The organism is Haloarchaeobius salinus (assembly GCF_024464185.1).
Lineage (GTDB): Archaea > Halobacteriota > Halobacteria > Halobacteriales > Natrialbaceae > Haloarchaeobius > Haloarchaeobius salinus.
Genome location: NZ_JANHAU010000006.1, coordinates 86,477 through 110,573 on the forward strand (window position 1 = coordinate 86,477; position 24,097 = coordinate 110,573).

21 protein-coding genes are annotated in these 24,097 nt (G+C 69.4%); 11 read left to right on the forward strand and 10 right to left on the reverse strand.

Annotated elements, in window-relative coordinates; genetic code table 11:
• Nucleotides 1–6 precede the first annotated feature (6 nt).
• Both NO345_RS17045 and NO345_RS17050 read right to left on the reverse strand, forming a co-directional pair.
• Nucleotides 7–3,075 (reverse strand): PAS domain-containing protein, encoded by a 3,069-nt coding sequence (locus NO345_RS17045; protein ID WP_256301236.1) that lies wholly within the window; start codon nt 3,073–3,075, stop codon nt 7–9.
• Nucleotides 3,076–3,170: 95 nt separating this feature from the next.
• Entirely contained in the window at nt 3,171–4,160 is a 990-nt protein-coding gene (locus NO345_RS17050; RefSeq protein ID WP_256301238.1) for an aldo/keto reductase, read from the reverse strand.
• Nucleotides 4,161–4,442: 282 nt separating this feature from the next.
• On the opposite strand from NO345_RS17050, the gene NO345_RS17055 reads away from it, so the two are divergent.
• Both NO345_RS17055 and NO345_RS17060 read left to right on the forward strand, forming a co-directional pair.
• Entirely contained in the window at nt 4,443–4,730 is a 288-nt protein-coding gene (locus NO345_RS17055; RefSeq protein WP_497007332.1) for a DUF8028 family protein, read from the forward strand.
• 126 nt (nt 4,731–4,856) lie between these two features.
• The gene (locus NO345_RS17060) at nt 4,857–5,570 is read left to right on the forward strand and encodes a 5-formyltetrahydrofolate cyclo-ligase (protein ID WP_256301240.1); all 714 of its coding nucleotides are present in this window, start codon (nt 4,857–4,859) and stop codon (nt 5,568–5,570) included.
• A 29-nt stretch (nt 5,571–5,599) separates the two neighbouring features.
• Here the strand turns inward: NO345_RS17060 and NO345_RS17065 are convergent, their stop codons facing one another.
• The 4 genes from NO345_RS17065 to gfo6 all read right to left on the reverse strand — a co-directional run bounded on the left by NO345_RS17065 (nt 5,600) and on the right by gfo6 (nt 9,543).
• Nucleotides 5,600–5,956, reverse strand: coding sequence for a hypothetical protein (locus tag NO345_RS17065; protein WP_256301241.1), 357 nt, complete (start codon nt 5,954–5,956; stop codon nt 5,600–5,602).
• A gap of 234 nt (nt 5,957–6,190) precedes the next feature.
• Nucleotides 6,191–7,018, reverse strand: coding sequence for a TrmB family transcriptional regulator (locus NO345_RS17070; protein WP_256301243.1), 828 nt, complete (start codon nt 7,016–7,018; stop codon nt 6,191–6,193).
• Between the two features lie 106 nt (nt 7,019–7,124).
• Nucleotides 7,125–8,153, reverse strand: a complete 1,029-nt coding sequence (locus NO345_RS17075) for a transcription initiation factor IIB (protein WP_256301245.1) — start codon at nt 8,151–8,153, stop codon at nt 7,125–7,127.
• Between the two features lie 313 nt (nt 8,154–8,466).
• The gene (gene gfo6 / locus NO345_RS17080) at nt 8,467–9,543 is read right to left on the reverse strand and encodes a D-xylose 1-dehydrogenase Gfo6 (RefSeq protein ID WP_256301247.1); all 1,077 of its coding nucleotides are present in this window, start codon (nt 9,541–9,543) and stop codon (nt 8,467–8,469) included.
• Between the two features lie 117 nt (nt 9,544–9,660).
• On the opposite strand from gfo6, the gene NO345_RS17085 reads away from it, so the two are divergent.
• The 6 genes from NO345_RS17085 (at nt 9,661) to NO345_RS17110 (ending at nt 16,532) form a co-directional block, all read left to right on the forward strand.
• Complete coding sequence (locus tag NO345_RS17085; protein ID WP_256301248.1) at nt 9,661–10,176, forward strand: hypothetical protein; 516 nt, start codon at nt 9,661–9,663, stop codon at nt 10,174–10,176.
• A gap of 45 nt (nt 10,177–10,221) precedes the next feature.
• Nucleotides 10,222–10,923, forward strand: coding sequence for a ribulose-1,5-bisphosphate 5-phosphatase (locus tag NO345_RS17090; RefSeq protein WP_256301250.1), 702 nt, complete (start codon nt 10,222–10,224; stop codon nt 10,921–10,923).
• Nucleotides 10,920–11,549, forward strand: a complete 630-nt coding sequence (locus NO345_RS17095) for a ribulose-1-phosphate aldolase (RefSeq protein ID WP_256301252.1) — start codon at nt 10,920–10,922, stop codon at nt 11,547–11,549. Before NO345_RS17090 ends, NO345_RS17095 begins: the two co-directional genes overlap by 4 nt.
• 460 nt (nt 11,550–12,009) lie before the next feature.
• Nucleotides 12,010–15,396, forward strand: coding sequence for a tetratricopeptide repeat protein (locus NO345_RS17100; RefSeq protein WP_256301253.1), 3,387 nt, complete (start codon nt 12,010–12,012; stop codon nt 15,394–15,396).
• Between the two features lie 60 nt (nt 15,397–15,456).
• Nucleotides 15,457–15,876 carry a CopG family ribbon-helix-helix protein gene (locus tag NO345_RS17105; protein WP_256301254.1) on the forward strand — a complete coding sequence of 140 codons (420 nt, stop codon included), beginning with the start codon at nt 15,457–15,459 and terminating at the stop codon, nt 15,874–15,876.
• A complete protein-coding gene (locus NO345_RS17110; RefSeq protein ID WP_256301255.1) occupies nt 15,873–16,532 on the forward strand; it encodes a type 1 glutamine amidotransferase in 660 nt (219 codons plus the stop codon). Before NO345_RS17105 ends, NO345_RS17110 begins: the two co-directional genes overlap by 4 nt.
• Before the next feature lie 16 nt (nt 16,533–16,548).
• Here NO345_RS17110 and NO345_RS17115 read toward each other — a convergent pair whose 3' ends face one another.
• From NO345_RS17115 to NO345_RS17125, 3 genes are all read right to left on the reverse strand, one after another.
• Nucleotides 16,549–18,255, reverse strand: coding sequence for a helicase HerA domain-containing protein (locus NO345_RS17115; RefSeq protein WP_256301257.1), 1,707 nt, complete (start codon nt 18,253–18,255; stop codon nt 16,549–16,551).
• A gap of 57 nt (nt 18,256–18,312) precedes the next feature.
• Entirely contained in the window at nt 18,313–19,518 is a 1,206-nt protein-coding gene (locus NO345_RS17120; protein ID WP_256301259.1) for a hypothetical protein, read from the reverse strand.
• Nucleotides 19,519–19,840: 322 nt separating this feature from the next.
• Nucleotides 19,841–20,023: a hypothetical protein gene (locus NO345_RS17125; protein WP_256301261.1), complete on the reverse strand. Its 183-nt coding sequence runs from the start codon at nt 20,021–20,023 to the stop codon at nt 19,841–19,843.
• A 225-nt stretch (nt 20,024–20,248) separates the two neighbouring features.
• Here NO345_RS17125 and NO345_RS17130 point away from each other — a divergent pair, with 225 nt between their 5' ends.
• Nucleotides 20,249–20,797 (forward strand): hypothetical protein, encoded by a 549-nt coding sequence (locus NO345_RS17130; RefSeq protein WP_256301263.1) that lies wholly within the window; start codon nt 20,249–20,251, stop codon nt 20,795–20,797.
• Here the strand turns inward: NO345_RS17130 and NO345_RS17135 are convergent.
• Nucleotides 20,794–21,792, reverse strand: coding sequence for a BtrH N-terminal domain-containing protein (locus tag NO345_RS17135; RefSeq protein WP_256301265.1), 999 nt, complete (start codon nt 21,790–21,792; stop codon nt 20,794–20,796). The genes NO345_RS17130 and NO345_RS17135 overlap by 4 nt on opposite strands.
• Before the next feature lie 121 nt (nt 21,793–21,913).
• Between NO345_RS17135 and NO345_RS17140 the strand changes: the two genes are divergently transcribed.
• A complete protein-coding gene (locus tag NO345_RS17140; RefSeq protein ID WP_256301266.1) occupies nt 21,914–22,702 on the forward strand; it encodes an N-acyl homoserine lactonase family protein in 789 nt (262 codons plus the stop codon).
• Nucleotides 22,703–22,762: 60 nt separating this feature from the next.
• A complete protein-coding gene (locus NO345_RS17145) occupies nt 22,763–23,923 on the forward strand; it encodes a pyridoxal phosphate-dependent aminotransferase (RefSeq protein WP_256301268.1) in 1,161 nt (386 codons plus the stop codon).
• The last annotated feature ends 174 nt before the right edge of the window (nt 23,924–24,097 follow it).

Sequence of the window (24,097 nt, forward strand, 5' to 3'; positions counted from 1 at the left end):
CGACCGTCACTCCGCCCCCGGTGCGACCGGGAGCAATACGACGGCCCGGGAGCCATCCTCCGACCGTTCCAGCCTGAGTTCGCCGTCCGACTTCGAGACCAGCCAGCGGACGATCCACAGTCCGAGCCCGTCGGAGTGGTCCAGAGCGGTCTCCAGGCGGGATTCGCGGAGCTCGATCTCCGATTCGGGGATGCCCGGGCCATCGTCGCTGACGACGAGTCGGACGGTGGTCTCGTCCCGGCGCGCCACCGACACCTCGACCGACGGGTCGTCCCCGTCGTGGTGGACGACCGCGTTCTCCAGCAGGTTGTCGAGGACGAGCCTGAAGTGCTCGTGTGCGAGCACCGGCGGCCCGCTCGCCTCGGTGAGCGTCACCGCCGCGTGGGGGTAGGTGTCGGCCGCGTCGGCGACGACGCGCTCGGCGAGCGAGCCGAGGTCGATGGACGTCCGCGTCTCAGACTCGAACGCGGCCTCGATGCGTCTGGCACGGTGGCTCAGCGTCTCCAGGTCGGCCAGCGACTGCCGGATCGCCTCGACCGTGGCCATGGGCACGTCCGCCTGCTCGGTGATGCGGTCGAGGAGCCCACCGACGACGGTCAGATGCGTCCGAAGGTCGTGCCGGAGGACGCGGTTCAGCACGCTCACCCGCTCCGCCTGGTTCTGGAACGCCTGCTCGTGTCGCTTCTGCTCGGTGATGTCCGAGAAGGAGACGATGACCTCGCCCTCCTCACCGCCGACGGGTGCGGCGTTGACGAGCAGCCAGAGCCGCTCGCCGTCGGCCCGGTCGACCACGTACACCTCGTTCCGTATCGCCGTCCCGGTCGCCGCGACCTCCCGGAACCAGCCGTTCTCGAGCTCCGGCCCGTCGTCCGTGGTGGGGGTCACACGCCAGGGCTCGCGGTCGTAGGCGGCCGCGAGCGTCTCCGTCTCGTCGACGCCGAAGATGTCGCGTGCCCGCTGGTTCTCCTGTTCGAGCTCGCCGTCGCTCCCGACGACGAGGATGCCGACCGGACTGGTCTCGAGGAGCCGCTGCTGGCGCTCCCGTTCGGCCGCCAGCTCGTCCTCGACGACCTTCCGCTGGAGGATGGCTCCGAGGTGCGCCGTGATGGTTTCGAGCAGCTCGAGGAACCGGTCGTCGCGACCCTGGCTCGTGTCTGTCAGGAACACGAGCACGGTCAGGACGCTTCCGTCGGTCCCGAGGACGGGCATCCCGACGGCGCTCTCCAGGCCGAAGTGGGCGCTCTCCTCGAGCCGTGGGAGCTGTGCGTCGGTCCCGCGCCCGAGGTCCAGCACCCACTCGTGGTTCCCCGACGCCCAGACACGGCCGGGGAGTCCCACCCCGGGGGCGAACCGGAACGTCTCGCTCTGTCGGCCGAACGGTTCGAGTTCGGGGTCCGCGGTCCACCAGGTGTTCTGCAGCCGTAGCTCCTCGCCATCCGGGAGCCAGGCCTCGCCGTAGACGACGTTCGTGCTGGTGACGACCGTCCGCAGCGTCTCGGTCAGCGCGGCCTCGAGGTCCGGTGACCGGGCGGCCGACTGGATGGCGTCGAGGAGCAGTTCCCGCTCTCGGTTCGCCCGTACCTCCTCGCTGATATCGATACCCTCGACGACGATGGAGGCCACGGTGCCGTCGTCGCGAACGACCGGCCGGAGCGAGGTGTCGAGGTGGACGACCTCGCCGTCGTCACCGACGTTCGTCGTCTTGAACCGGACGAACTCGCCGTCGGCCGCGCGCTCGATGGCCGAGCTGATCCGGTCCTGTTCGGCGTCGGAGTGGTCCCACCACGGGAGCCGCCAGAACAGGTGCCCGGTCGCCTCGTCCGCGGTGACGCCGGCGAACTCGCAGGCCCGGTCGTTCACGTCCAGCAGCCGCCCGTCGGTGTCGAGGATGCCGAGGAACGACATCGGGTCGTCGAAGACTGCCTGAAAGCGACGCTCCGTGCGCCGGAGCTGCTCGGCGCGTGCTTCCCGCTCCGTCACGTCGCGCCCGATGCCACAGATGCCGGCGACCTCGCCATCGACCACGAACGGACTCGTCTTGAACTCGTACGGCCGCAACTCGCCACGGCCCGTGCGGACGTCGAGCTGGATGGTCCGCGTCTCGCCCGCGGTGACCGCTGCGAGGTGCTCGTCGAGCCTGGACCGGTCGGCGTCGGCGAACACCGAGTGCAGGTCGAGTCCGTCCAGCTCGCTCGCCGTCCTGTCGAGCACCGTCTCGACGGTGGAGTTCCAGCGCTGCAGGTGCCCGTCCCGGTCGAGGACGAAGTACGCGTCCTCGATGGATTCGAGCACGTTCTCGGTCGTCTCGCGTTCGCGCCGGAGACGCGACTCACGTTCGACGCGCTCGGTCACGTCGCGCGTGGAGACGACGTAGCCGTCGACCGGCGCGGTGAGGTCCTCGCTCTGACTGACGGATTCGAGCCAGCGCCAGGAGCCGTCGGCGTGCCGTGCGCGGTAGACGCTCGTGCTGACCAGCGCCTCCGACTCCTCGAGAACGGCCTCCGTCTCCGCGGCCACCTCGCGCCTGTCGTCGGGGTGGACGTAGTCGAAGACGGGGGACCCGACGAACTCGTCGCGGTCGTAGCCCAGGATGTCCTCGACAGCGGGGTTCGCGTACCGGATACGGCCGTCGGGGTCGACGACCGTGATGAGGTCCTGTGCGTGCTCGACCAGTGGTTCGAAGTCCGAGACGGTCGGATGCGTGCTGCCGGACCACGAGTCGACCGTCTGGCGGACACGCAGCGCGAACCGTCCCCGATCCGTCACCGCATCCTGCCAGATGATCTCGTCGACGGGCCCCGAAGCGGCAGCCTCGGCCAGGCCCGCATCGTCGACGACGAGCAGCGCGGGCGGTCGGTGGGGGAGCACGTCGGCACACCGTCTGAACCAGGCGAGGCCGGGGAGGCCGACGGCGACGACGCACGTCTCGGATGGGTCGTCGAGTGCGGCGACGCGGTCGGTCGCCTCGGCGGGCGGGAGGACGTCGTCGACACCGTCGACGGGGGGCTGCTCGAGTGCTCGAGGCCCATCCTCGACGGTGACCCAGACGATGCTGACCGGGGAGTCTACAGACATCGGCGGTTACTACAGGTACCGAACAGGAACCGAGGTAAAGTCTTGGCGGCTCTCCCCGACACAGCCATCTCGCCGCCGAGCAGGACCGACGACCGTCAGAGGTCGCCGAGCGGCTGCCCCTTCGCGTCGGCGAGCCGTTCGAACTGCTCCTGGCTCAGGTCGACCGCGGCCGCGCCGAGGTTCTCCTCGAGCTGTTCGACGGTGCGCGCACCGAGCAGCGGGACGCTGACGCGGTCGTGGTGCTGGAGCCACGCGATGGCGGTCTGGGCGGGCGATGCGCCCACCTCGTCGGCGACGGCGTGGAGCTCGTCGAGCAGGTCGAAGTTCTCGTCGGTGAGGTAGTTCTCGCGGAAGCGGTCCTCGGCGGCGACCTTCGAGTCCTCGGGGGTCTGGTCCTCACGCGTGTACTTCCCGGTGAGGAAGCCCTGGGCGAGCGGGCTCCACGGGCAGAGCCCGAGGTCGTAGTCGGCGCACATGTCGAGGTAGTTCGCCTCGACCTCGCGGTCGGCGAGGTTGTACCGGGGCTGCGTGACGGTGAAGGGCTCGTAGCCCTTGCGCTCGGCGAGCTCGTTCGCCTTCGCGACCTTCCAGGCGTTCGGGTACAGCGTCGACGCGCCGAGGTAGTTCACCTTGCCGTCCTCGACGAACCGGTTCAGCGTGCGCATGAACTCCTCGGCGGGCGTGTCGTCGTCCCAGCGGTGGATGTACAGCAGGTCGACGTAGTCGGTGCCGAGACGGTCGAGCATGCGGTCGATCTGCCGACGGAGATGCTTCCGGGAGAGCCCGCGGCCGTTCGGGTCGTCCTCGCGTGTCGGCCAGTAGATCTTGGATGCGATGACGTAGTCCTCGCGGTCGCGGTCCGCCAGCCAGTTGCCGATCCACGTCTCGCTGTCGCCGCCCCCGTAGACGTCCGCCGTGTCGATGAACCGTCCACCGTGGGACTCGTAGGCGTCGAGCAGTTCGTAGGCACGGCTCTCGCCGATCTCGACGCCCGCCTCGGTCTCGCGGCCGAAGCGCCAGGTGCCGAAGGCGAGTTCGCTGACCATCGTGCCCGTCCGTCCGAGCGGAACGTAGTCCAGTTCCATAGGCTCGGGTTGCGCGCCCGGACGTATAAATTCGGAACCCCCGGTAAACCGCTCGTGGTGCGCGCGACTGTTTATCGCCGGCCGAACGGCCCGTTCGAGAGCGTCAGGCAACGCCTGATACCGCTCTCCCAGATCGGACGTGGCCGTGTGCAGAGAACCCTCTTGGGGTCGCACAGGTGCTTGTAAAACTTCTAAACGCCGCTCGAAAGGTCTCGAAGAACGACGAAACGACATGGAGGCTGGTAAAACACACCGAAATTAACCGAACGCTCGGCCCGTTATATGGGGCTGTCCGACCAAGGTGTTGGTGCCGACGAGGTGCCCCCGATGTCCACCGCGCTTCCCGACACCCACGACGCACGCATCGACGTCAGATCACTGCTCGCTCCCGTTCGAAAGGGCAGCTTCTGGCTCGCAGTCGTCCTCCCGTTCGTCCACCTGCCGCTGCTCGCGTCGGGCCTCGGGAGCGCGGACGGCGCAGGGGCGTTCCTCGTACTGCTGGCCCTGAACGCGCTCGCGCTCGTCGTCGGCCACGGTCACGGGCCCGACGACGACGCCGCAGGCGCGTGAGGTCCACGGCACCCCACCCCTCCACCACCACGACCCGATTTCCACACCTCGTCCCCGGCGGGGGTATCCAGTACACGACCACCGACACCTCCGCCTTTTTTCGCGTCCGGCCCCAACCCCGACCCGATGGACAAGGAGACGATCCGCCGGGCGGTCTGGGACGACCTCGAGGAGAGCGGGACGGCGCGGTTCCCGTACCCGCCGCACGACCGTATCCCGAACTTCGCGGGGGCGGACGCGGCGGCCGACCGACTGGCCGAGACCGACGAGTGGCGGGCCGCGGACACCGTGAAGGCGAACCCCGACGCCCCACAGCTCCCGGTCCGGCGGGCCGCGCTCCGGGCCGGCAAGACCCTCTACGTCGCGGTGCCACGGCTGCGCGACGAGCGGTGCTTCGTCGAGCTTGACCCCGATGCGGTCGTGGACGTCGACGCCGCGACGACCGTGGGTGGGCTGGCCGACGCCGGTGTCGCCGTCGGCCCCGAGGACGTGCCACACGTGGACCTCGTCGTCAGCGGGAGCGTCGCCGTCTCGGAGGACGGCGCGCGGATCGGAAAGGGCGAGGGCTACAGCGACCTCGAGTTCGCGGTCCTGCGCGAGTTCGACCGCGTCACCGACGAGACGACCGTCGCGACGACGGTCCACGAACGACAGGTCCGGTCGGAGCCGCTCCCGCACGACGCCCACGACGTACCGATGGACCTCGTCGTGACGCCGGAGCGGACGTTCCGTCCGGGCCGGGACGGCCGACGACCGACCGGGCTCGACTGGACGGCGCTCTCCGGGGAGCGAATCGGTGAGATACCGGTCCTGCAGCGACTCCACGACGAGAACCGTTGAAGACGGTCGGGGGCCGGGAGACCGCGGGCTCAGAACTGCAGCGGGTAGTCCGACGGCTCGCGCGCCACGTCCACGAGGAGCTCGCGCGCGGCGTCGACGACCGCGTCGGACTCGCCCGTCGCATCCTCGGCGGCCGATTCGACGCGCATCCGCGTGACCGTCGGGGTACAGAAGTCGAGCGTCGTCGGCTCCAGCCCGAGGACGGTCGTCGCGGCGTCGAACCGACGCTCGAACGGGGCGCTGTGGTCCAGTACCGGGTTGACGTCGGTCCCGCCATCGCGTCCGGACGCCGGCCGGGGTCGCGTGGCGTCCGGGTCGGACGGGAAGACGCTGTCGCGCCGGACCGGGTCGACGGGCTCGGTCGTGAAGATCGACTCCTGACACATCCCGTGTACAGCGTTCCGGACGGACCATGAATCGTACGGCCGCGGTTCGAGCGGGGACTGAGCGGCTCCAGGGAGTGGCTGTGTCGGAGGGGACGCCGACGACACGCTCGCCGCCGACTTCCACTGCGAGCGGGCCGGCCAGCTGCTCGATGTGCTGGTCGAACAGCGGCCGGACCTCGTGAGAAACCTCCGCACCGTCGCCGCACAGTGACCGAGTCGTCGCACGTCGCCCGTCTACAGCGTCGCCGTACCCTCTACCTCGCCGCGGATCGCGTTCGCGAGCAGCGGCCGCATCATCCCGACGAGCGGTGCCTCCCCGCTGTCGGTCCAGACGGCCCGGTGCGTGCGGACGCTCGGAAGCTCGGCCGGGGCGTCCGCGCTGACGAGCAGCGCCTCGCCGTCGGTCATCAGGACGCTCGACACCGCACCGTCCCGGATGGGGACCGTCTCCCACCAGGTCCACGTCTCGACGACGGTCGCGCCCGCGACGTGGTCGGCGACGCGCTGCCGGATGGACTCGTCGGGCGAGCCGACTGTCACGTCGACGCCGGCCTCGGCCGCCAGGACGAGCGCGTCGAGCAGGTCGTCGGTCAGGAGGTCGGGCGCGGCGACGGCGAACATCACCTCGTCGGCGGCGGCCTCGACGAGCGTGGCCATCCGCTCGGCGACCTCGTCGCTCCCGTCGGTGACCCATATCTCGCCGCCCTCGTCGCCGCGCTCGTCCTCGCGGAGCCGGGGGAGCAACTCGGCGAGGCGCTCCAGCTTGCGGTCGACACGCCGCTCGATGGTGTCGAGGGCGTCGTCGGAGTCGCTCCCGCGGTACTGGCGCGGCTTGGACTGCTGGACGTCGACGAGCCCACGGTCTTGCAACGTCTCCATGCAGTCGTACACACGTGCCTGCGGGACGTCCGCGACCTCGCTGGCCTCCTTCGCGGTTCCCTGTCCGATGCGGGCGAGTGCGACGAAGCACTTCGCCTCGTACTCGGTCAGCTCGAACGATTTGAGGAGTTCGACCGTCTCCGCGACGATGTCGTCGGTCGACCCCGCGTCGGTGTCTGTCATGCTCGGTCAGGTCGTTGGCTCTGGTTTGGCCGGTAGTCGTTTAGTCGTTCGCACTGGCTCCGGTGGCTGACCAGCACCCCGGAGCGCACGGGCCCGAACGAGGTCATCAGGCCGTCGCCTGGGGCGTCTGCTGGAACTCCTCGTCGGCCTGGAGCAGCTCCTTGTAGCGGTTCCGGATGGTCACCTCGCTCACGTCGGCGGCCTCGCCGATCTCGCGCTGGGTGAGCTTCTCGTCGGTCAGCAGCGAGGCGGCGTAGATGGCCGCCGCGGCGAGCCCGACGGGCGACTTGCCGCTGTGGACGCTCTGGCGCTTGCCGGCCTCCAGCAGCTCCTCGGCGCGGTGTTTGAGCTCGTTGGGGACCGCGAGCTCGGAGCAGAACCGCGGGAGGTAGTCCAGCGGGTCGGCGGGCTCGAGCGCGAGGTCGAGCTCCTTGACGATGTAGCGGTACGCGCGGGCGAACTCCCGGCGGCCGACGCGGCTGACCGGCGCGAACTCGTCGAGGCTCCGCGGGACGTTCGCCTGCCGCGCGGCGGCGTACAGCGACGCCGTCGCCATCGCCTCGATGGACCGTCCCGGCAGGAGGTCGTCCTCCAGCGCGCGGCGGTAGATGACCGACGCGGTCTCCTGGACGTTGTCCGGGAGGTCGAGCGCGCTGGCCATCCGCGTGATCTCGCCGAGGGCCTGCTTGAGGTTGCGGTCGCGGGCGCTCTGTGCACGGAAGCGCTCGTCCCAGGTGCGCAGGCGCTGCATCTTCTGGCGCTTGCGCGAGGAGAGGGCGGAGCCGTAGGCGTCCTTGTTCTGCCAGTCGATGACCGACGAGAGCCCCTTGTCGTGGAGCATCTGCGTCGTCGGTGCGCCGACGCGGGACTTCTCGTTCTTCTCCCGGCTGTCGAACGCGCGCCACTCGGGGCCGTGGTCGACGAGGTCCTCCTCGAGGACCATGCCACAGCCGGCACAGACCGTCTCACCGTGTTCGTCGTCGGTGATGGCGTCGGCACCGCACTCGGGACAGACCTCGAGCTCCTCCCGGGTGTCCTCGGCGGCCTCGCGCTGCTCGTCCGCTCTGGTACGCCGTCTTCCGCGCGACGGCGCTCGACTCTCGGTCGTCTTCAGCGTCTGTTTCGGTCCGGTCATGGGTGAACCATCGAGCGGCTCGGGTGCTCGTGTACGTCCACCTATGGTGCATACTACCTTAATAGTTTCTGCTAGAGTACTACGATAGTAGAAAACAGACTGTTGGTCGCTACCCGGGCGCAGTATCGCGGTTTCGGGGACACACGTGGACGGACCGATGTGGCGCACCTACCGAGGGAGTACCCGACGGCGGCCGACGGTGAACCCGCACCGGGGACGTGACTCGGGGCACGGATGTACGGTACCACCGCTCCCCACTTCGTCGTACACCGCTACACGTTAGGTACGGTGCTCCTCGAGAGCGGGACGCGTCTCAGAGCTGGTGGCGTGTCCCGTCGTCGGCCGCCGCGTAGACCGCCTCGACCGTCCGCATGTCGACGAGACCGTGCTCGCCGTCGGCCGGGATCTCCTTCCCGCCGAGGACACGGTCCGCGAAGAAGCAGAATATCTCGCGCATCTGGTCGGCCGGCTCGTACGTCACCCTGGTCTCGCCCGTCGCCGTCGAGACGAGTAGCTCGTTCTCCCGGTCACCGAAGAAGCCAGGTCGCAGCCGGAGCTCACCCGCCGTCCCCACGATTCGGAACTCGGCGGTCTTGTACGCGTTCTGCGAGACGGAACAGAGCGCGGTGACGCCGTCGGGGAACGCGAGCTGGAAGCTCGCGCGCTCGTCGGGCACGCGGTCGAACCACTCGCTCCCGCCGGACCAGGTCGATGCACTCACCGCCACCGGGTCCGCATCGAGCACGAACCGTGTGGTGTTGATGGGGTAGACGCCGAGGTCGGTGACCGACGCGCCGGGGCCCGCGAGCTCCGGGTCCAGCCGCCAGTGCGACGGGTCGTCGAACATCTCCGCGATGGGCTGGGACATGTGGCCGTGGACCGTCACGGGGTCGCCGACGACCCCCTCGCGCACGAGTCGCCGGACTGCACGGCAGGCCCGGTCGGTCTGCATCCGGTAGCCGACCATCAGCGGCACGCCGGCGTCCGCACAGGCCGCGACGAGGCGCTCCGCACGCTCGACGGACCCTTCCATCGGTTTCTCGCAGAGCACCGCCTTCCCGAACTCGGCGGCGGTCTCGACGTGTGGCAGGTGGAGCGCGTTCGGCGTGCAGACGTACACCGCGTCGTAGGCGTCGACGGCCTCGCCCGCGGCGAACTCGTCGTAGGAGATGCCGTGTTCGACCGACGCCCAGTCGGTGACGACGTGCTCGCGCTTCGCCGCGGAGCTGCTGACGCCGACCGTGGCGCGGCAGTGCTCCAGGTCGGCGAGCGCGGGCAGGACACGCTCGCGTGACCACCAGCCCAGGCCGACGATGGCGACCCGGAGCGTGCCGTCGGCCGTGTGTTCCCAGTCGCGCCCGTCCGTCCCGAGATGTACGTCGAGGTCCATGGTCGACCGTCCACGGCGACGACCGTAACTCCCCGGACTACGGCGAGACTGGCGGGGGCGGCGCGTCGGCGAGGGCAACCGTTTTCGCCCGCCGGCCCCACTGCCAGAGCGAGAAGCGTGTCCCACGTCGCCGCCGGAACCAACCTCGTCGTGACTGCCCTCCTCGCACCCGGCATCGTCGCCCACGAGTTCGCACACGAGCTCGCATGCCGGCTGCTCGGGGTGCCAGTCCACGGGAGTGCGTACCTCAACCCGCTGGCGAGCGACGCGTACGTCGACCACGAACCCATCGAGTCGTTCCCCGCCGACGCCGCCGTCGCGCTCGCCCCACTGGTCGTCAACACGGGGCTCGCGCTCGCCGCGTTCGGCGGCGCGGTCGTGCTGGCCGGGACGCCGCTGTGGCCCCTGCTCGTCTGGGTCGGTGGCACCCTCGCACTCACCGCGTTCCCCAGCCACACCGACACCGAGTCGCTGGTCGAGACGGCGCGGAGCCTCCCCGCGCTCGCCCAGCCAGTCGGTCTGCTCGTCGCGGTCCCGGTCCGGCTCGCGACCGCGGTCCCGGGTGTCTCCGGCTTCTACGGCTTCTTCTACGCGCTCTGGCTGTACGCCGCCGTGGCCGGCCCCGCGGGGTGAAGAGGGACACCCTAATGTACCACCGACCCCACGGTTCGGGGTACCATGGACTACAGTGCGGTCTTCTTCGACCTCGACAACACGCTGTACCCGTACCAGCCCTGCAACGCGGCCGGTAAGCGGGCGGCCTGGCATCGTGCGACCGAGCTCGGCTACGACCTCGACCGGGAGGCGTTCGAGGCCCGCTACCAGGAGGCCCGGAGCGAGGTGAAACGCGAGCTCGCCGGCACCGCGTCGGCCCACGAGCGGTTCCTCTACTTCAAGCGGCTCATCGAGATCCACACGGGCACGCACAAGTCCCGTCACGCGCTGGAGCTCGGCGAGGCGTACTGGGAGGCGTACATCGACGAGATGGCGCTGTTCGACGGCGTCGTCGAGACGTTCGACGCCATCGCCGCGGCGGGGCTGGACATCGCCATCGTGAGCAACCTCACGACCCGTATCCAGCTGAAGAAGATCGAGCACCTCGGCATCGAGGGGAGCATCGACCTCGTCGTCACCAGCGAGGAGGCCGGCTCGGAGAAGCCGGCCTCGATCATGTTCACGCTGCCGCTCTCGCAGCTCGACCTGCGGCCGAGCGAGGTCGTGATGGTCGGCGACTCCGTGACGGCTGACATCGAGGGCGGGAACGCTGTCGGGCTGACGACGGTGCTGTTCAACTCCGAGGAGACGGAACTGGAGAGCCGGCGACGGCCCGACCACCACGTCGACGAGTTCGCCGATGTCGCTGAGGTGGTCGCCGCATGAGCTACGAACGGCAGCGCCAGGCGGTCGTCGACTGGGCACCCGAACTCGCGGACCTCACGCCGGGCCGGACCGGCAACCTGAGCGTGCGCGAGGGCGACGCCTTCGCCGTGACGCCGACCGGTGTGCCCTACGACGGCTTCGACGCCGAGGACGTACCCGTCGTCGACCTCGCGGGCGAACAGCTCGCGGGCGAGATGAAGCCCTCCAGCGAGGTCCCGATGCACCGGCACCTCTACCGGTTCCTCGACACCGGCGCTGTCGTGCACACGCACTCGACGTGGTCGACGACGATGTCGGTGCTCCACGAGCCGCTGCCCCCGGTGCACTACATGATCGTCGCGGTCGGCCGCGAGGTGCCGGTCGCGGAGTACGCGCCGTACGGCACCGAGGAACTGGCCCGGAACATCGTCGACGCGATGGACGAGGCGGACTCGCGGGCCTGCTTCGTCGAGAACCACGGGCTCGTCGTCACCGGCGAGGACCTCCCGGAGGCCGTCGAGAACACCGGTCACGTCGAGAACCTCTCGCAGGTGTACCTGCAGGCGAAGGAGAACGGCGAGCCACGGGCGCTCTCCGACGAGCAGCTCGCGGTCGTCGAGGAGAAGTTCGAGTCCTACGGGCAGTAGTACAGGTCGTCGCGTTCACGGCCTGCGAGTCCCCTGACTGGACGGACCGAATCGTCGCGGGGACGGAAGGTTCGGTGGACGGGCGGTGGTGGGCACGATCCCCGCCCGTCGTCGCTGCCACCGGCGGCCTGGGCAAGGGGCCGGTGGCGTCCGAAACCGCACGGCCGACGGGTGTGGGCAGGCACGAACCCGCGCCGTCGGCCATACCACCGGGGACCTGGGCAGGGACCCGATGGCGTGACAGGACCAGCGGCGCAGCCACGTCGGCGTCCCCCCGGGCACCGACGTGGTTCGGGCCGAACGTCTCGACCCTCCGTATCCCCCATCACGTCGACGTGGCCGAAGGGCCCACTGATCCCACTCGTGGCAACGGATGCATCCATCCTCAACTCACCGACCGACACAGTGTCTCAGGACGTGAGTTTTAATAATGACCCTGACAAATCACTGCTGACGATACATGAGTCCCGACGACGTCGCGTCCGCGGTCGAACTCCTCGACCGGCGGCGGCAGGTACTGGGCCACCTCGGTGGAGACGGACAGCACGTCAGGGACCTCTGCGACGAGCTGGACGTGTCACGCTCGACGGTCAACCGGGCCCTCCGCGAGCTCGAGGACGCGGGGTGGGTCGAGCGCGCGGACGACGGCTACGTCCGGACGACGACGGGCTCGCTGGCCCTCCAGAAGTACCGCGACCAGGTCACGGCCCTCGACGCCGTCCAGACACACGCCGATGCGCTGTCCCCACTGCCGGGCGACACGCTCCTCGACCCGGCGGTGCTGGCCGACGCGACCGTCGAGACGGTTGCCGACGCCGACCCGTTCGAGCTCGTGGGGCGGCTCCGCTCGGCGTTCGAGGACGCCAACGCCGTTCGCGGGGCCTGGCCCGCCGTCACCGACGACCGGACCGTCAGCGCACTCGCGACGCTCGCGGACGACCGTGGAGCCGTCGCACTCGGCGTCGACGAGACGGTGCACGCGACGATGCGGTCGGTCGCGCCGACGGTCTTCGGACAGACCGGCACCGAACACTGTCGGGTCGAGACCAGCGACGACGTGCCCGCGCGTCTCGGGGTCTTCCTCGTCGACGGCCCCGACGACCGACGCGTACTCGTGACGATCTACGACGGGGCCGGCACCATCCACGCAGTCGCCGACGTACCGGCGAACGACGCGGTGAGCAGCTGGGCCACGTCCGTGTTCGACACCACCGGGGTCCCGTCGTTCGACCGGACGGCGGTCGTCAGCCCCATCGTGACCGCCGGGTCGGAAGCCCCGGCGTGGCACGACGAGACCCAGGACGTGCTCCGTAGCCAGGGGTTCGTCCCCGTGGACGCGAGCACGCTCGCCCACGACGGCGAGTGGTCGCCCGGGGCCATGCTCCGGACGACGCCGACGCTCGCGGCCGTCGCGGCCGGGCAGACACTCGACCGCGAGCACGTCGTCGATGGGCAGCGACGGGAGGTCTCGGTCGACCTCGTCGACGCGCTCGCGGCGGGCGGGAACCTGGCGCTCGTCGGCCCGCCGGGGTCGGGCAAGAGCACGGTCTGCAAGGCCGTCGCGTGTCGCTGGCGGGACCGCGGCATCGGCCCGGTCTGCTACAGGGAGAGCGACAGCGCCGCGGTGCTCGACGATCCCTTGACGCTCGCCTCGTCGCTCGAGACGGCGTCCGGAACCCCGCTCGTCGTCGTCGAGGACGCCGTCCGACCGACGGCCAACGCCATCTTCGAGACCGTCGAGCAGCTCACCGACGAGGTCGCCTTCCTGTTCGACTCCCGGCGGTCCGAGTGGGCATCGCCGCCGGAGCCGCTCGACCCCCGCCGCGAGTCCCTCCGGCGCGACGGCGTCGAGTTCGTTCCCGTCCCCGGCCTGGACGACGAGGAGCGCGAGCGACTCCACCACCACGTCGAGGCCATCGTCGACGGCCCGATCCCCCCGTTCGACGAGTTCGTCGCCGACGAGGACAGCGCCGACGACTCCCTGGGGACGCCCCGAGCCGCGGGGAGCAAGGGTGCCGGGGAACTGCTGACGCTGGCTCACCGCTACGGCCACGCGGCGGACATCTCCCTCGAACGGGACCGACGGGCCGCGAGCCCGCTGTCGCGCAACGTCCGTGACGTCTACGACGCCGTCGCCGACGACCGGGACGTGCTCGTCGTCGCGACGCTCGTGAACGTGCTCAACGCCGCGGGACTCCCGGTGGACCGTGACCTCCTCGACGCGCTCGCCCTCGTGGACGACGGCCCCGACGGCCACGCCGTCGAGACCGCGGTGGACGTGCTCGAGGGTCGGATGCTGTTCCCCGACGAGAACGGGATGGAGGTGGTCCACGACGAGTGGTCGCACCGGTTCCTCACGCACCTGGTCGAGGAGCGCGAGGACGCCAGCGCACATCGCGTCTTCGCCGCGTCCGTCAACCCGCTGTTCCGACTCGTGACCGAGCCCGACCTGCGCGAGGAACTCGTCCGCTACCGACAGGGCGACGCCCCGACCGTCGCCGCGTTCGACGACAGCCCGGACCACTGGCGGGACGTGGTCGTCGACCGCGTCTACGACCTCGGCCGGGACTCCCCCAGCCTCGCCTCGCTGTACGGGCACCCGAAGTACACCGAGCTGACGCTGCCCGACTCCTGCTCCACGCTGTGTCGGCGCAGAGCCCTCGTTGGGCGCGCACAGATGCACGTCAACGCCGGCGAGTTCGAGGCGGGCCGCCAGGAGTGCGAACGCATCGTCGAGATCGCGGCGGCGCTCGAACCGGAGCGGAAGGGCACGCTGCTGCGTGCACGGAGCCTGGAGTTGCGGAGCATCATCGCCGAGCACAAGGGGGAGTTCGACCGCTCCCGCGAGCTGGCCGAACAGTCGCTGGCGCTGGTCCGGGAGGTCGACGACCGGAAGGGAGAGGCGTCCGTACTGAACGGCCTCGGCCTGGTCGCGTGGTACCAGGGCGACATCGACGAGGCCGAGCGGCGACTCCGGGACGCGCTCGCGATCTACGACGAGGTGCAGGTGAAGGAGACGGAGTCGTCGGTCCTGAGCCATCTGGGGATCATCCAGTGGGAGCGCGGGAACCTCGAGAAGGCCGTCGAGTTCTTCGAGGCGAGCCACCACATCCGACACGAGATCGGTGCCCGTCGGAAGGCCATCAGCACCAGCATCAACCTCGGCGTCGCGGCCAGGGATCGCGGCGACCTCGACGAGGCCGTCGGCCGGCTCCGTGGTGCCGTCGAGGAGGCGCGACTCCTCGGCGTCGCGAAGCAGGAATCGAACGCGAACAGGGCACTCGGGAACGCGCTCCGCTGGCGTGGCGAGTTCGACGGGTCCGCGGAGCACCTAGAGCGTGCGCTCGAGATCGCCCGCGACGAGGAGCTCCGGTACCACGAGTGCCGCGCGCTGCGTGGGCTGGCGGCGACCCGGCGGGAACGCGGCGAGCTCGGCGAGTCGGAGCGGTTGCTCGACGCCTGCGACGAACTCGCGACCGATGTCGGTGACGGGCGGGATACTGCACTCGCACGGGCACACCGTGGCCTGCTCGTACTCGCCCATGGAGCCCCCGACGAGGCCAGCACGGTGCTCGGCGAGGCCGTCGAGACCCTGGAGTCGCTCGACCGGTCGCCTGGGCTGGCACGGGCCAGACGCTGGCACGCACGGGCGCTCGATGCCGCCGGCGAGCACGAGCGGGCTCGCGACGCCTACGAGGCGGCCGTCGACCAGTACGAACGTATCGGTGCGACCCCCTACCTGCGGGAGACGCTCGACGAGCTCAGCGAGGTCTGTGAGCGCACCGGCGCGGACGAGACGGCGGCGACGTACCGGGACCGACTGGACGCCCTCGAGGCTAACAACTGACGTCGCCTCAGCCAGTAGCGATACGAACTTCTTAATATATCTGGGCGGTTGTGTTAATACATGACCGTCGTCAGCGTCTCCATGCCGGAGGAGTTGCTCGAACGCATCGACCAGTTCGCGGACGAACACGGCTACACGGGCCGGAGCGAGGTCGTCCGCGAGGCCTCGCGGAACCTGCTCGGCGAGTTCGAGGACAAGAAACTGGAGGACAGGGAGCTCATCGGGGTCGTCACCGTGCTGTTCGACTACGAGTCCTCGAAGGTCGAACACCGGATGATGAACCTCCGGCACGAGTACGAGGACCTCGTCGCCTCGAACGTCCACAACCACGTCGGCGACCACTACTGCATGGAGCTGTTCATCCTCGAGGGGAGCCTCACCGACATCTCGACGTTCGTCGGCAAGATCCGGGCCACGAAGGACATCCTCTCGGTCGACTACTCGGTGATGCCCATCGACGACGTGGGGACGATCGCGTGAGCCCGTCCGGCACCACCGTCCTCGTCGTCCGGAACGAGGTCGACCCCGACGCCGAGTACCACGAGGAGGCGCTGCTCGCCCAGTTCGACGAGCCGGTCGTCGTCCGGTACCCCGACGGCGACAGCCCGTCGCTCGACGGCGTCGACGCGGTCGTCCTCACGGGGAGCACAGCCGGCGTGTACGAGGCCGACGACCACCCCTGGATGGACGACGAGATGGCGCTCGTCGACGAGCTCGTCGACCGCGAGATACCGACGCTGGCGGTCTGCTTCGGCCACCAGCTCGTCAACGCCGCCCTCGGCGGCACGGTCGAACACGTCGGGACGACGGCGACACTGGTCGCCGTCGAGTTCGCCGACGACCCGCTGTTCGACGGCGTCGACCCGGTCGTCCCCGCCGTCCACGGCGACGCCGTGACCGAGGCGGGCGACGGGCTCGACGTTGCCGTCTCCGCCGAGCACTGCGAGGTGTTCGGCACGAGGCACCGCGACGCGCCGCTGTGGACGGTACAGTTCCACCCCGAGTTCACCGCCGCGCACCGCGACCGCCTCGTGGCCGACTTCGACTGGGACGACGGCGACCACCAGTTCGGGAACGTCGACGCGACGTGTGTGTACGAAAACTTCCTCACGCTGGCGGCCGAGCGGTCGGACTGACCCCGCCGATCGGTGCCTACGACGACTCCTCGCGGCCCGTCAGTGACGCGACGGCCTCGCGTTCACGGGCCGTGGCGACGACCGACCGGATCGAGGACTCGTCGAGCCGGTACTCCCCGGTCGACTTCTCGCGGGCGACGACGCCCTCGCGCCGTAGCTCGGTGAGCGCGCTCTGGATGCGGTCGCTGCCGGTGTCGACGAACGTCGCGAGGTCGCTCACCGTCAGCGGAGCCTTCTCGCCGAGCACCGTGACGACCTCCCAGGTGTAGCGCTCGTTGCAGTCCGCCTCCCGGATGGCCCGCTCGACACGCTCGACGACGGGCTCGGTCTCGACGAGCTCGGTCACGTCGGCGGTCGCGTCGAGCTGTGCCTCGGCCGTCGCCTCGTCGCTCCGACCGGACCGCCGACGCTGGAGCTGTTCGACGGCCGTCTCGAGGAACGCGATGCGGTCGCGCTGGTCCCGGACGATGTCGGCGTCCACGTCGCCCCCGCGCAGCGACTCCGCCTCCTCGCGCAGGCTCTCGTTGCGTTTCTCCAGGCGCTCGACCTCGCCCTCCAGCTCGCGCACCCGTCGGCGGAGCTCGTTGCGCTCGGCCTCGATCTCGGCGTTGGTCTGGTCCTCGTCGTCCGCCTCGGACACGTCGTCGGTCGCCGCATCGCCGGTCGGGAGCGTCGACTGCTCGCCGGGCGTCTCGATGCCGGTGTTGCCCGCCATCGCGTCGGCCATCTGCTTGGCGGCGTTCGAGATGTCCTTCGCGCGTTCGAGCTCCTCCTCCAGCGTCTCGATGCGCTGTTCCTTCTTCTCGACCTCGGCCTCCAGCTCGAGGATGCGGCTCTCGCGCCGGGACTTCTCCTCGCTGATCTCCTCCAGGTCGTCGACCAGGGAGTCGCTGACCGACTTCAGCTCGGGCCGCTCGAAGTCGTCGAGTCCCGGCGTCGCGCCGGCGTCGAACGTGCGCTTGCGCCGGAACTGCACCGTCTCGACCTCCTGTTCGGCCCAGTCGGACATCATGAACGCCTGTCCCGCGTCGAGGTCGGTGACGCGCGCCTCGTACTCGCTGCCCAGGATGCGTCCGACAACGTTCGTGTCGTTCTCCCAGGTGAGCCGGTGCCAGACCAGCCAGTTCGCCTGCGTGATGAAGTCCTTCTTCACGTCGGCCGGGCGCTGGCTGATGCCGACGATGCCCAGCCCGTGCTTGCGCCCGCGCTTGCCGATCTTGATGAGCATCTTCCCCGTCTCGTCCATCCCACCGCCCTCGGGGATGTACTCGTGGACCTCCTCGACGACGAGCAGGAACGGCTTCTTCAGCTTCTTCTCCTTGGCGAACAGGTGCTTCGCGGTCTCGAGGATGAGCTCGTTCGCCTGCCCCTCGTCGAGATAGCCCGACACGTCGAGGATGATGGGGACGTTCTCCTCCAGTGCGAGGTTCGCCATCCGCTCGGCGTGCTCGGGCGCGATCTGGATGTCGCACTCCTCGTCCGCACCCGCGTGCAGCAGCTCGTACTCCTCCTTCAGCCCGTAGTACTCGCCGTCCGTGTCGACGATGAGCAGCGGGAAGCCCGCCTCGAGCAGCTCCTCGGCGATGACGCTCGCCGAGTTCGACTTCCCCGACCCGGACTTGCCCGTCACGAAGCCACGGCCGGTCAGCAGTTCCACGACGGGTACCTCCACGGCCGTCCCGTCAACCGTCTCTCCCAGTACGATCTCTTTCGTCTCGCTCATACCCGTCCTGCGCGGATACTTTCACCCGGGCTACCTGTATCTTTCCGTGGGGGTCGGCTACACCTGGTGGATCTCGGCGCGCTCGCCCTGGTACGCCTCGGGGATGTCGCCGATGCTCCAGCCGGGGTTCGTCGTCTCGATGTAGGCGTAGGTCCGCCCCTCGTGGTGGTACCTGAACCCCTCGATGTCGGGCCCCCAGATGCCGACACCCATGTGCCCGGGCGGCTGGATGAGCACGGCGTCCTTGTTGAACGCCGGTGCCTCGAGCACGGCCGCGAGCAGGATCGCGGTGTCCTCGCAGTCGTTCTGGCCGTCCACCAGGCTCTCCAGCATGAACTTCGTGTAGTCGTCGAAGCCGGCGGTCACGCTGTCCAGCGCGTACGGGAGCGACTGGACGAAGTCCACCGCGAACTCCACCTTCGCGTGCTCGGTCGTCGCGCCGTTGGACTCGGCCTCCTCGATCAGGAGCTTCGCGAGTTCGTTCGCCGTCCCGTTGACGAGTTCGACCGTGACGTACTCCGCCCTGGCGCGGCCACGCGACCGACGCCACGCCTGCTCGTGCGCCGACTTGAACACGAGCATGCTCACCTGCCAGTCACGGCCCGCCGTCCGACCGTCGAGTGTCAGCAGGTACGCCCCCTCGATGGGCGTCCGGCCGTAGCGACTGCCGTTCGACTCCTCCGGTTCCTCCTGGCTCGGTGCCCGTCGGATCCGCTCCTCGCCGGAGTAGACGACGAACGGGTCCGTCTCCATCACGAACTCCGTCCTGTCGGGCCCGACCTCGTCGATGTCCGCGTCGCCCGGCAGCAGGAAGACGACGTACTGCAGCCGCTCGTTCCGCGGCGCGGTCGACAGGTCGAAGTCGACCGTGATGGACTGTCGTCGCTGCGAGCGCTGGAAACGCTCGCTGGTCGCCTCGGCGATGACCTGCTGGCGCGGGTACTCCATCAGCGCGACGTACAGCTTCCCGACGTCGGAGTTGCCGACGGGCTGGTCGGGGTACACCTCGACCGTCAGCCCGTCGATGCTGTAGGACTTCACGTGGGTCCGGTTCCGCCAGTACTCGTCCGTCACGGTGAGCTCGCCGCCGTTCGACGGTGACTCCGCCGGGGGAAGCTCCCCCTCGGTCGGTACCGGGGCGCGTTTCAGTGAGACCAGCGGCAGGTCCTCCACGCGCCGGAGGGAGCTGTCCTGCGGTCGAACGAGGTCACCACGGTTGACCGGGTCGCCCTGCCGCCTGCCCGGGTCGCCGTCAGTCGGCACCTGAACCCTGCTGACACACCCTCCGAGAAGGGACGTCGCGCCAGCGCAGGCTCCCAGCAGGTGCCGTCGCTTCATGTTGTCCTGTCGTAACGACCCAGGGGTTATAAAGCATACTGTTATCTATTCACATAGGTAACCCCGTTATAGCGACGCTACCGACACGAACCGGCCGTTATCTGCCGCATCGGTCAGACAGCCCGACCTGTCACACTGCCGGCCATCGAACGAGCCGCGGCGTGCTGTCGACGGGCGACGCGTCGAACGACGTGTGTCGGGCGAGCAGACGGTGGAACAGACCGAGGTGAATCGCGGTAGACGGGACCTAGCGCTCCGGGGCGGCACCGCCGAACTCGAACGCGGACTCCGACGCCGGGGCCCGTTCGTCGGCGCGCTCGGCCAGTCTCTCGCCGAGCTCCTCGGCCTCGCGCTCGACCGCGGACGTACCAGCACCGGGGAGCTCCGTGCGGTCGGAGCTTCGAGGGCATCTTCCGAGTCGCGCCCTCATCCTCAAGCTCCTCGTGGGTGTCCGCGCGGACGGTCACGTACACCCCTTGCTCGAACACCTTCTACTACAAACACATATATAATTGTATGTTATAGGATATTTTTAACCAAGGCCAAATATTCACCAAATCCCAGTTCTCTGAAATACAAATCGAGGATGGCTGAAACGTCTTTCTCCGGCAGAAATCTTGATACCGGGTGCGGCCCAGTTACGGACGAGTTCCACGTGGGCGAACTGATACCACTCGTCGTCGCCGAGAACCTCCCCTGGTGGCTCGGTGCCCCCCTCGCACAGCTCCTGTTGCTGCTAGGGGGCATCGCCATCGAGAAGACCTACGTCAACCGTGTGACGCCGTTCACCGGTTCGATGGCGGTGTTCGTCCACGTGCTCGTCTCCGGGGAGTCCTCCATCTGGACCGGGCTCTATCTGGATCTGGGGCTGCTCCTCGGCCTGTTCGGTGTCTGGGCCTACGCGGAGAACATCGTCGTCAACAGACCGGAGTTCAAACTCCTGGCGTACTTCGCCTACGCCCCGCTGACGGTGATACTCGTCGTGCTCTTGCCGAGCTGGCTGCTGTTCCCCGCGATCATCGTCGGGGCGGTGGTGAACTTCAAGCTCGTCGAGGAGCTAGCGCCCGCGAAGCCGTACTACTTCGGCCATCCTGACGAGGAGCGCGACGAGGGTGGAGCCGACGTGGGCGACATCATCACCGCCGTCAAGGAGCGCGTACACGACCTCCAGGAGACCGTCGAGGCCCAGCGCGAGGCGAGCTAGAGCCTGTCCAGCAGGCGTTCGTACAGTGCTTCCTCGCGGTCCGTGACCGCGAGCACCGCCTCGCTCGCGTCGTCGTATGCCTGCTGGCTCTCCGCGGGGTCGTCCGCGAGGCCGGCCTGCTTCAGGTGCCCGGCGACGGTTCCCCAGTCGTCGTCGATACCGTGGACCTCGGCGACGACCTCGTCGTCCACCGCGTCGAGTTCGGGCTGGATCTCGTCGATGAAGGGCGCGAAGAGACCGCGGAACGCGCTCCCGCCGGTCCCGCGCTTCTCGACGTTCTGGTACGCGAAACGGGTGCACCACTCCGCGTCCGGCAGGTCGGGCCAGTCGGGGAGCGAGCGGCCGAACACACGCATCCCCTCGAGCCCGTTCGTCGCGTCGCCCTTCCAGGTCATCGAACCGGGGTCCAGCATCGCCCGTGCTGTCGTCCGGAGACCGTCCCGGGCCGCGTCCGCGACCGACCGCGAGGGGTCGTCCATCGCGACCAGCCAGTCGTTCGTCAGCTCGCCGAAGAAGCCGTGTTCGGAGCCCATCGCAGCACGCAGGTTCTCGAGCGAGAGCCGCTTGAGGTCGTCGTGCTCGCTGTCGGCGAGCGTCACCGACGCCTCGTCGTAGTCGACGGCGACGACGACGTGCGGACTGAAGTGGACGTCGGAGTCGTAGTAGGGGAGGTAGAAGATGTCGACGAACAGCAGGACCGGCCGGCCGGCGTCGAGGTGTGCGGTCACGTCGTCCCACGCCGCTTCGAAGGACTGGTCCGACTCCCGTTCGACGGTGACGTCCAGGTGCTCGAAGAACGTCGTCTCCAGCCACGGCGTGCGCCCGACGAACTGCTTCGACGGTCCCTCCTCGGACTCGATGAAGCTGAAGCCGAGTCCCGCGCCGATACCGAAGCACATCGGCTCGGTGAGCCCCCACCGCCGGTACGTCGCCACGTCCGTCAGCGACGTGGAGCCGCAGTGTGCCCCCGCCGCGTGGTCGAATCCGTCCAACATGTCTCGACCGAGGATGCGGGGGTAAAAATCGGTGCCGGAACGACACGACGCCGGCCGGGGACAGTCGCGGGCGACGCCCGTCGTCCCGAGCTTTGAGGACACTGGCACACCGAGTGAGGCTATGGCCGACATCTCGCTCACCCCGGTCCGGCGGGGCCGGCTCGTCGTCGACGAGGGCTACCTGTTCGAGGACGTTGGACTCGGGACGGCGTCGACGCCGGACCCGACCCACGAGCGCGTCGCGTGTCCCGTCTACAACGTCGTCGTCGAGCACCCGGACGCGACCGTCCTCTGGGACACGGGCTCGCACCCCGACGCCGCCGACGGTCACTGGCCGGCAGCGATGTACGACGCGTTCACCCACGAGGGCTGCCGGCCGCTCGACGAGGACCTCGACGCGGCGGGCTACGACCTCGTCGACGTCGACGCCGTCGTCCAGAGCCACCTCCACCTCGACCACGCCGGCGGCCTGGGAGCGTTCGCGGGCACCGACGTTCCGGTCTACGTCCACCGCGAGGAGTTCGAGTTCGCGTGCGTCAGCGCGAGGACCGATGCGGGCGACGCCGCGTATCTCGCCGGCGACCTCGACCACGACCTGAACTGGCGGCTCGTCACCGGCGAGCGCTCCGCGCCCTTCCGCGACGTCGAACTCGTCCACCTGCCGGGGCACTCCCCCGGACTCGTCGGGACGGTGCTCTACCGCGAGTCGGACACCGTGATCCTGGCGGGAGACGTGGGGTTCGTGGACGGGAACGTCGACGACCGACGCCCGATGGACGGCTCGCTGCTGTGGAGCAAGCGGGACTGGTTCGACAGCCTGGACCGGCTCGCCGACCTGCGCCGCCGGCACGACGCGACAGTGGTGACCGGCCACGACCCCGACGCACCCGCCCTGCTCGAATCACTCTGAGCCCACCGTCCAGACCACCGGCTCCCAATCGCTTTTCCCGACGCCCGCAAATCCCGTGGTATGGCAGGCCCAACCGAGCGCGTGCAGGCGGTCGAGCGGTCGAGCATCAGGGTGATGTTCGACCTCGCAGAGCGACACGACGGCGACCTCGTCAGGCTGGAGGTCGGTGAACCAGACTTCGACACGCCGGCGCACGTCATCGACGCGGCCGCCGAGGCCGCACGCGCCGGGCAGTCCCACTACACCGCCAACGCCGGCCTCCCCGAGTGCCGGCGCGCTATCGCCGATACGATGCGCGAGCGCTACGACGTCGACCACGACCCCGGGGAGGTCTGTGTCACCGTCGGCGGCATGGAGGCGCTCCTCCTCGCCGTCCTCGCCACCGTCGGCCCGGGCGAGGAGCTCGTCGTCCCGGGCCCCACCTGGCCGAACTACGAGACACAGGCCACCCTCGCCGACGGCGAGTTCGTGGAGGTGCCGATGGCCGCAGAGGATGGCTACGCGCTCGACGCCGACCGGGTCATCGACGCGATGACCGAGGAGACCGCCGCGGTCGTCCTGACCACGCCGTCGAACCCGACCGGGCGCGTGTTCGATCCCGCCGAGTGCCGCGCCGTCGTCGAGGCCGCCGCCGAACACGACGCCTACGTCGTCGCCGACGAGGTGTACCTCGGGCTGACCTACGACGGCGACCCGACGGGCATCGCGGCCCACACCGGCCACCCGGACCACGTCCTCACCGTCGGCTCCTGCTCGAAGACCTACGCGATGACGGGCTGGCGGCTCGGCTGGCTCGCCGGCGATTCGCACATCATCGACGAGATAGTGAAGGTCCACGAGTCCACGACGGCCTGCGCCTCGACCATCGCCCAGCACGCCGCCATCGCCGCCCTCACCGGTCCGCAGGACCCCGTCGAGGAGATGTACGACGCGTTCGAGTCGCGTCGCGACCTCGTCGTCGACCGCATCGACGCCATCGACGGGCTCACCGCCCCCCGGCCCGAGGGCGCGTTCTACGCCTTCCTCGACCCCGGCGTCGAGGACGACCTCGACCTGGCGAAGTTCCTCCTGCGCGAGCACGGCGTCGTCCTCGCGCCCGGCAGCGGCTTCGGCGACACCGGCGAGGGACACCTGCGGCTCTCCTTCGCCAACTCCGAGGAACGCCTCCACGAGGGCTTCGACCGGCTGGAGGCCGGGCTGCGCGCGTACCGGAACCGGTAGACGGACTGGATTTTCACAGCCGGTTGCTGTGGCGCGCGGGGTCCCCGTGAGCGAGCCTGCGAGCGAACGGGGGCTCGTCGGACCGCAGGTCCGATGGTGGGACTGAAAGGGGCGAGGCGGTCGGCGAACCCTGGCGACGTGAACACCGCAGGCACGAGGAGCACAACGAGCCAC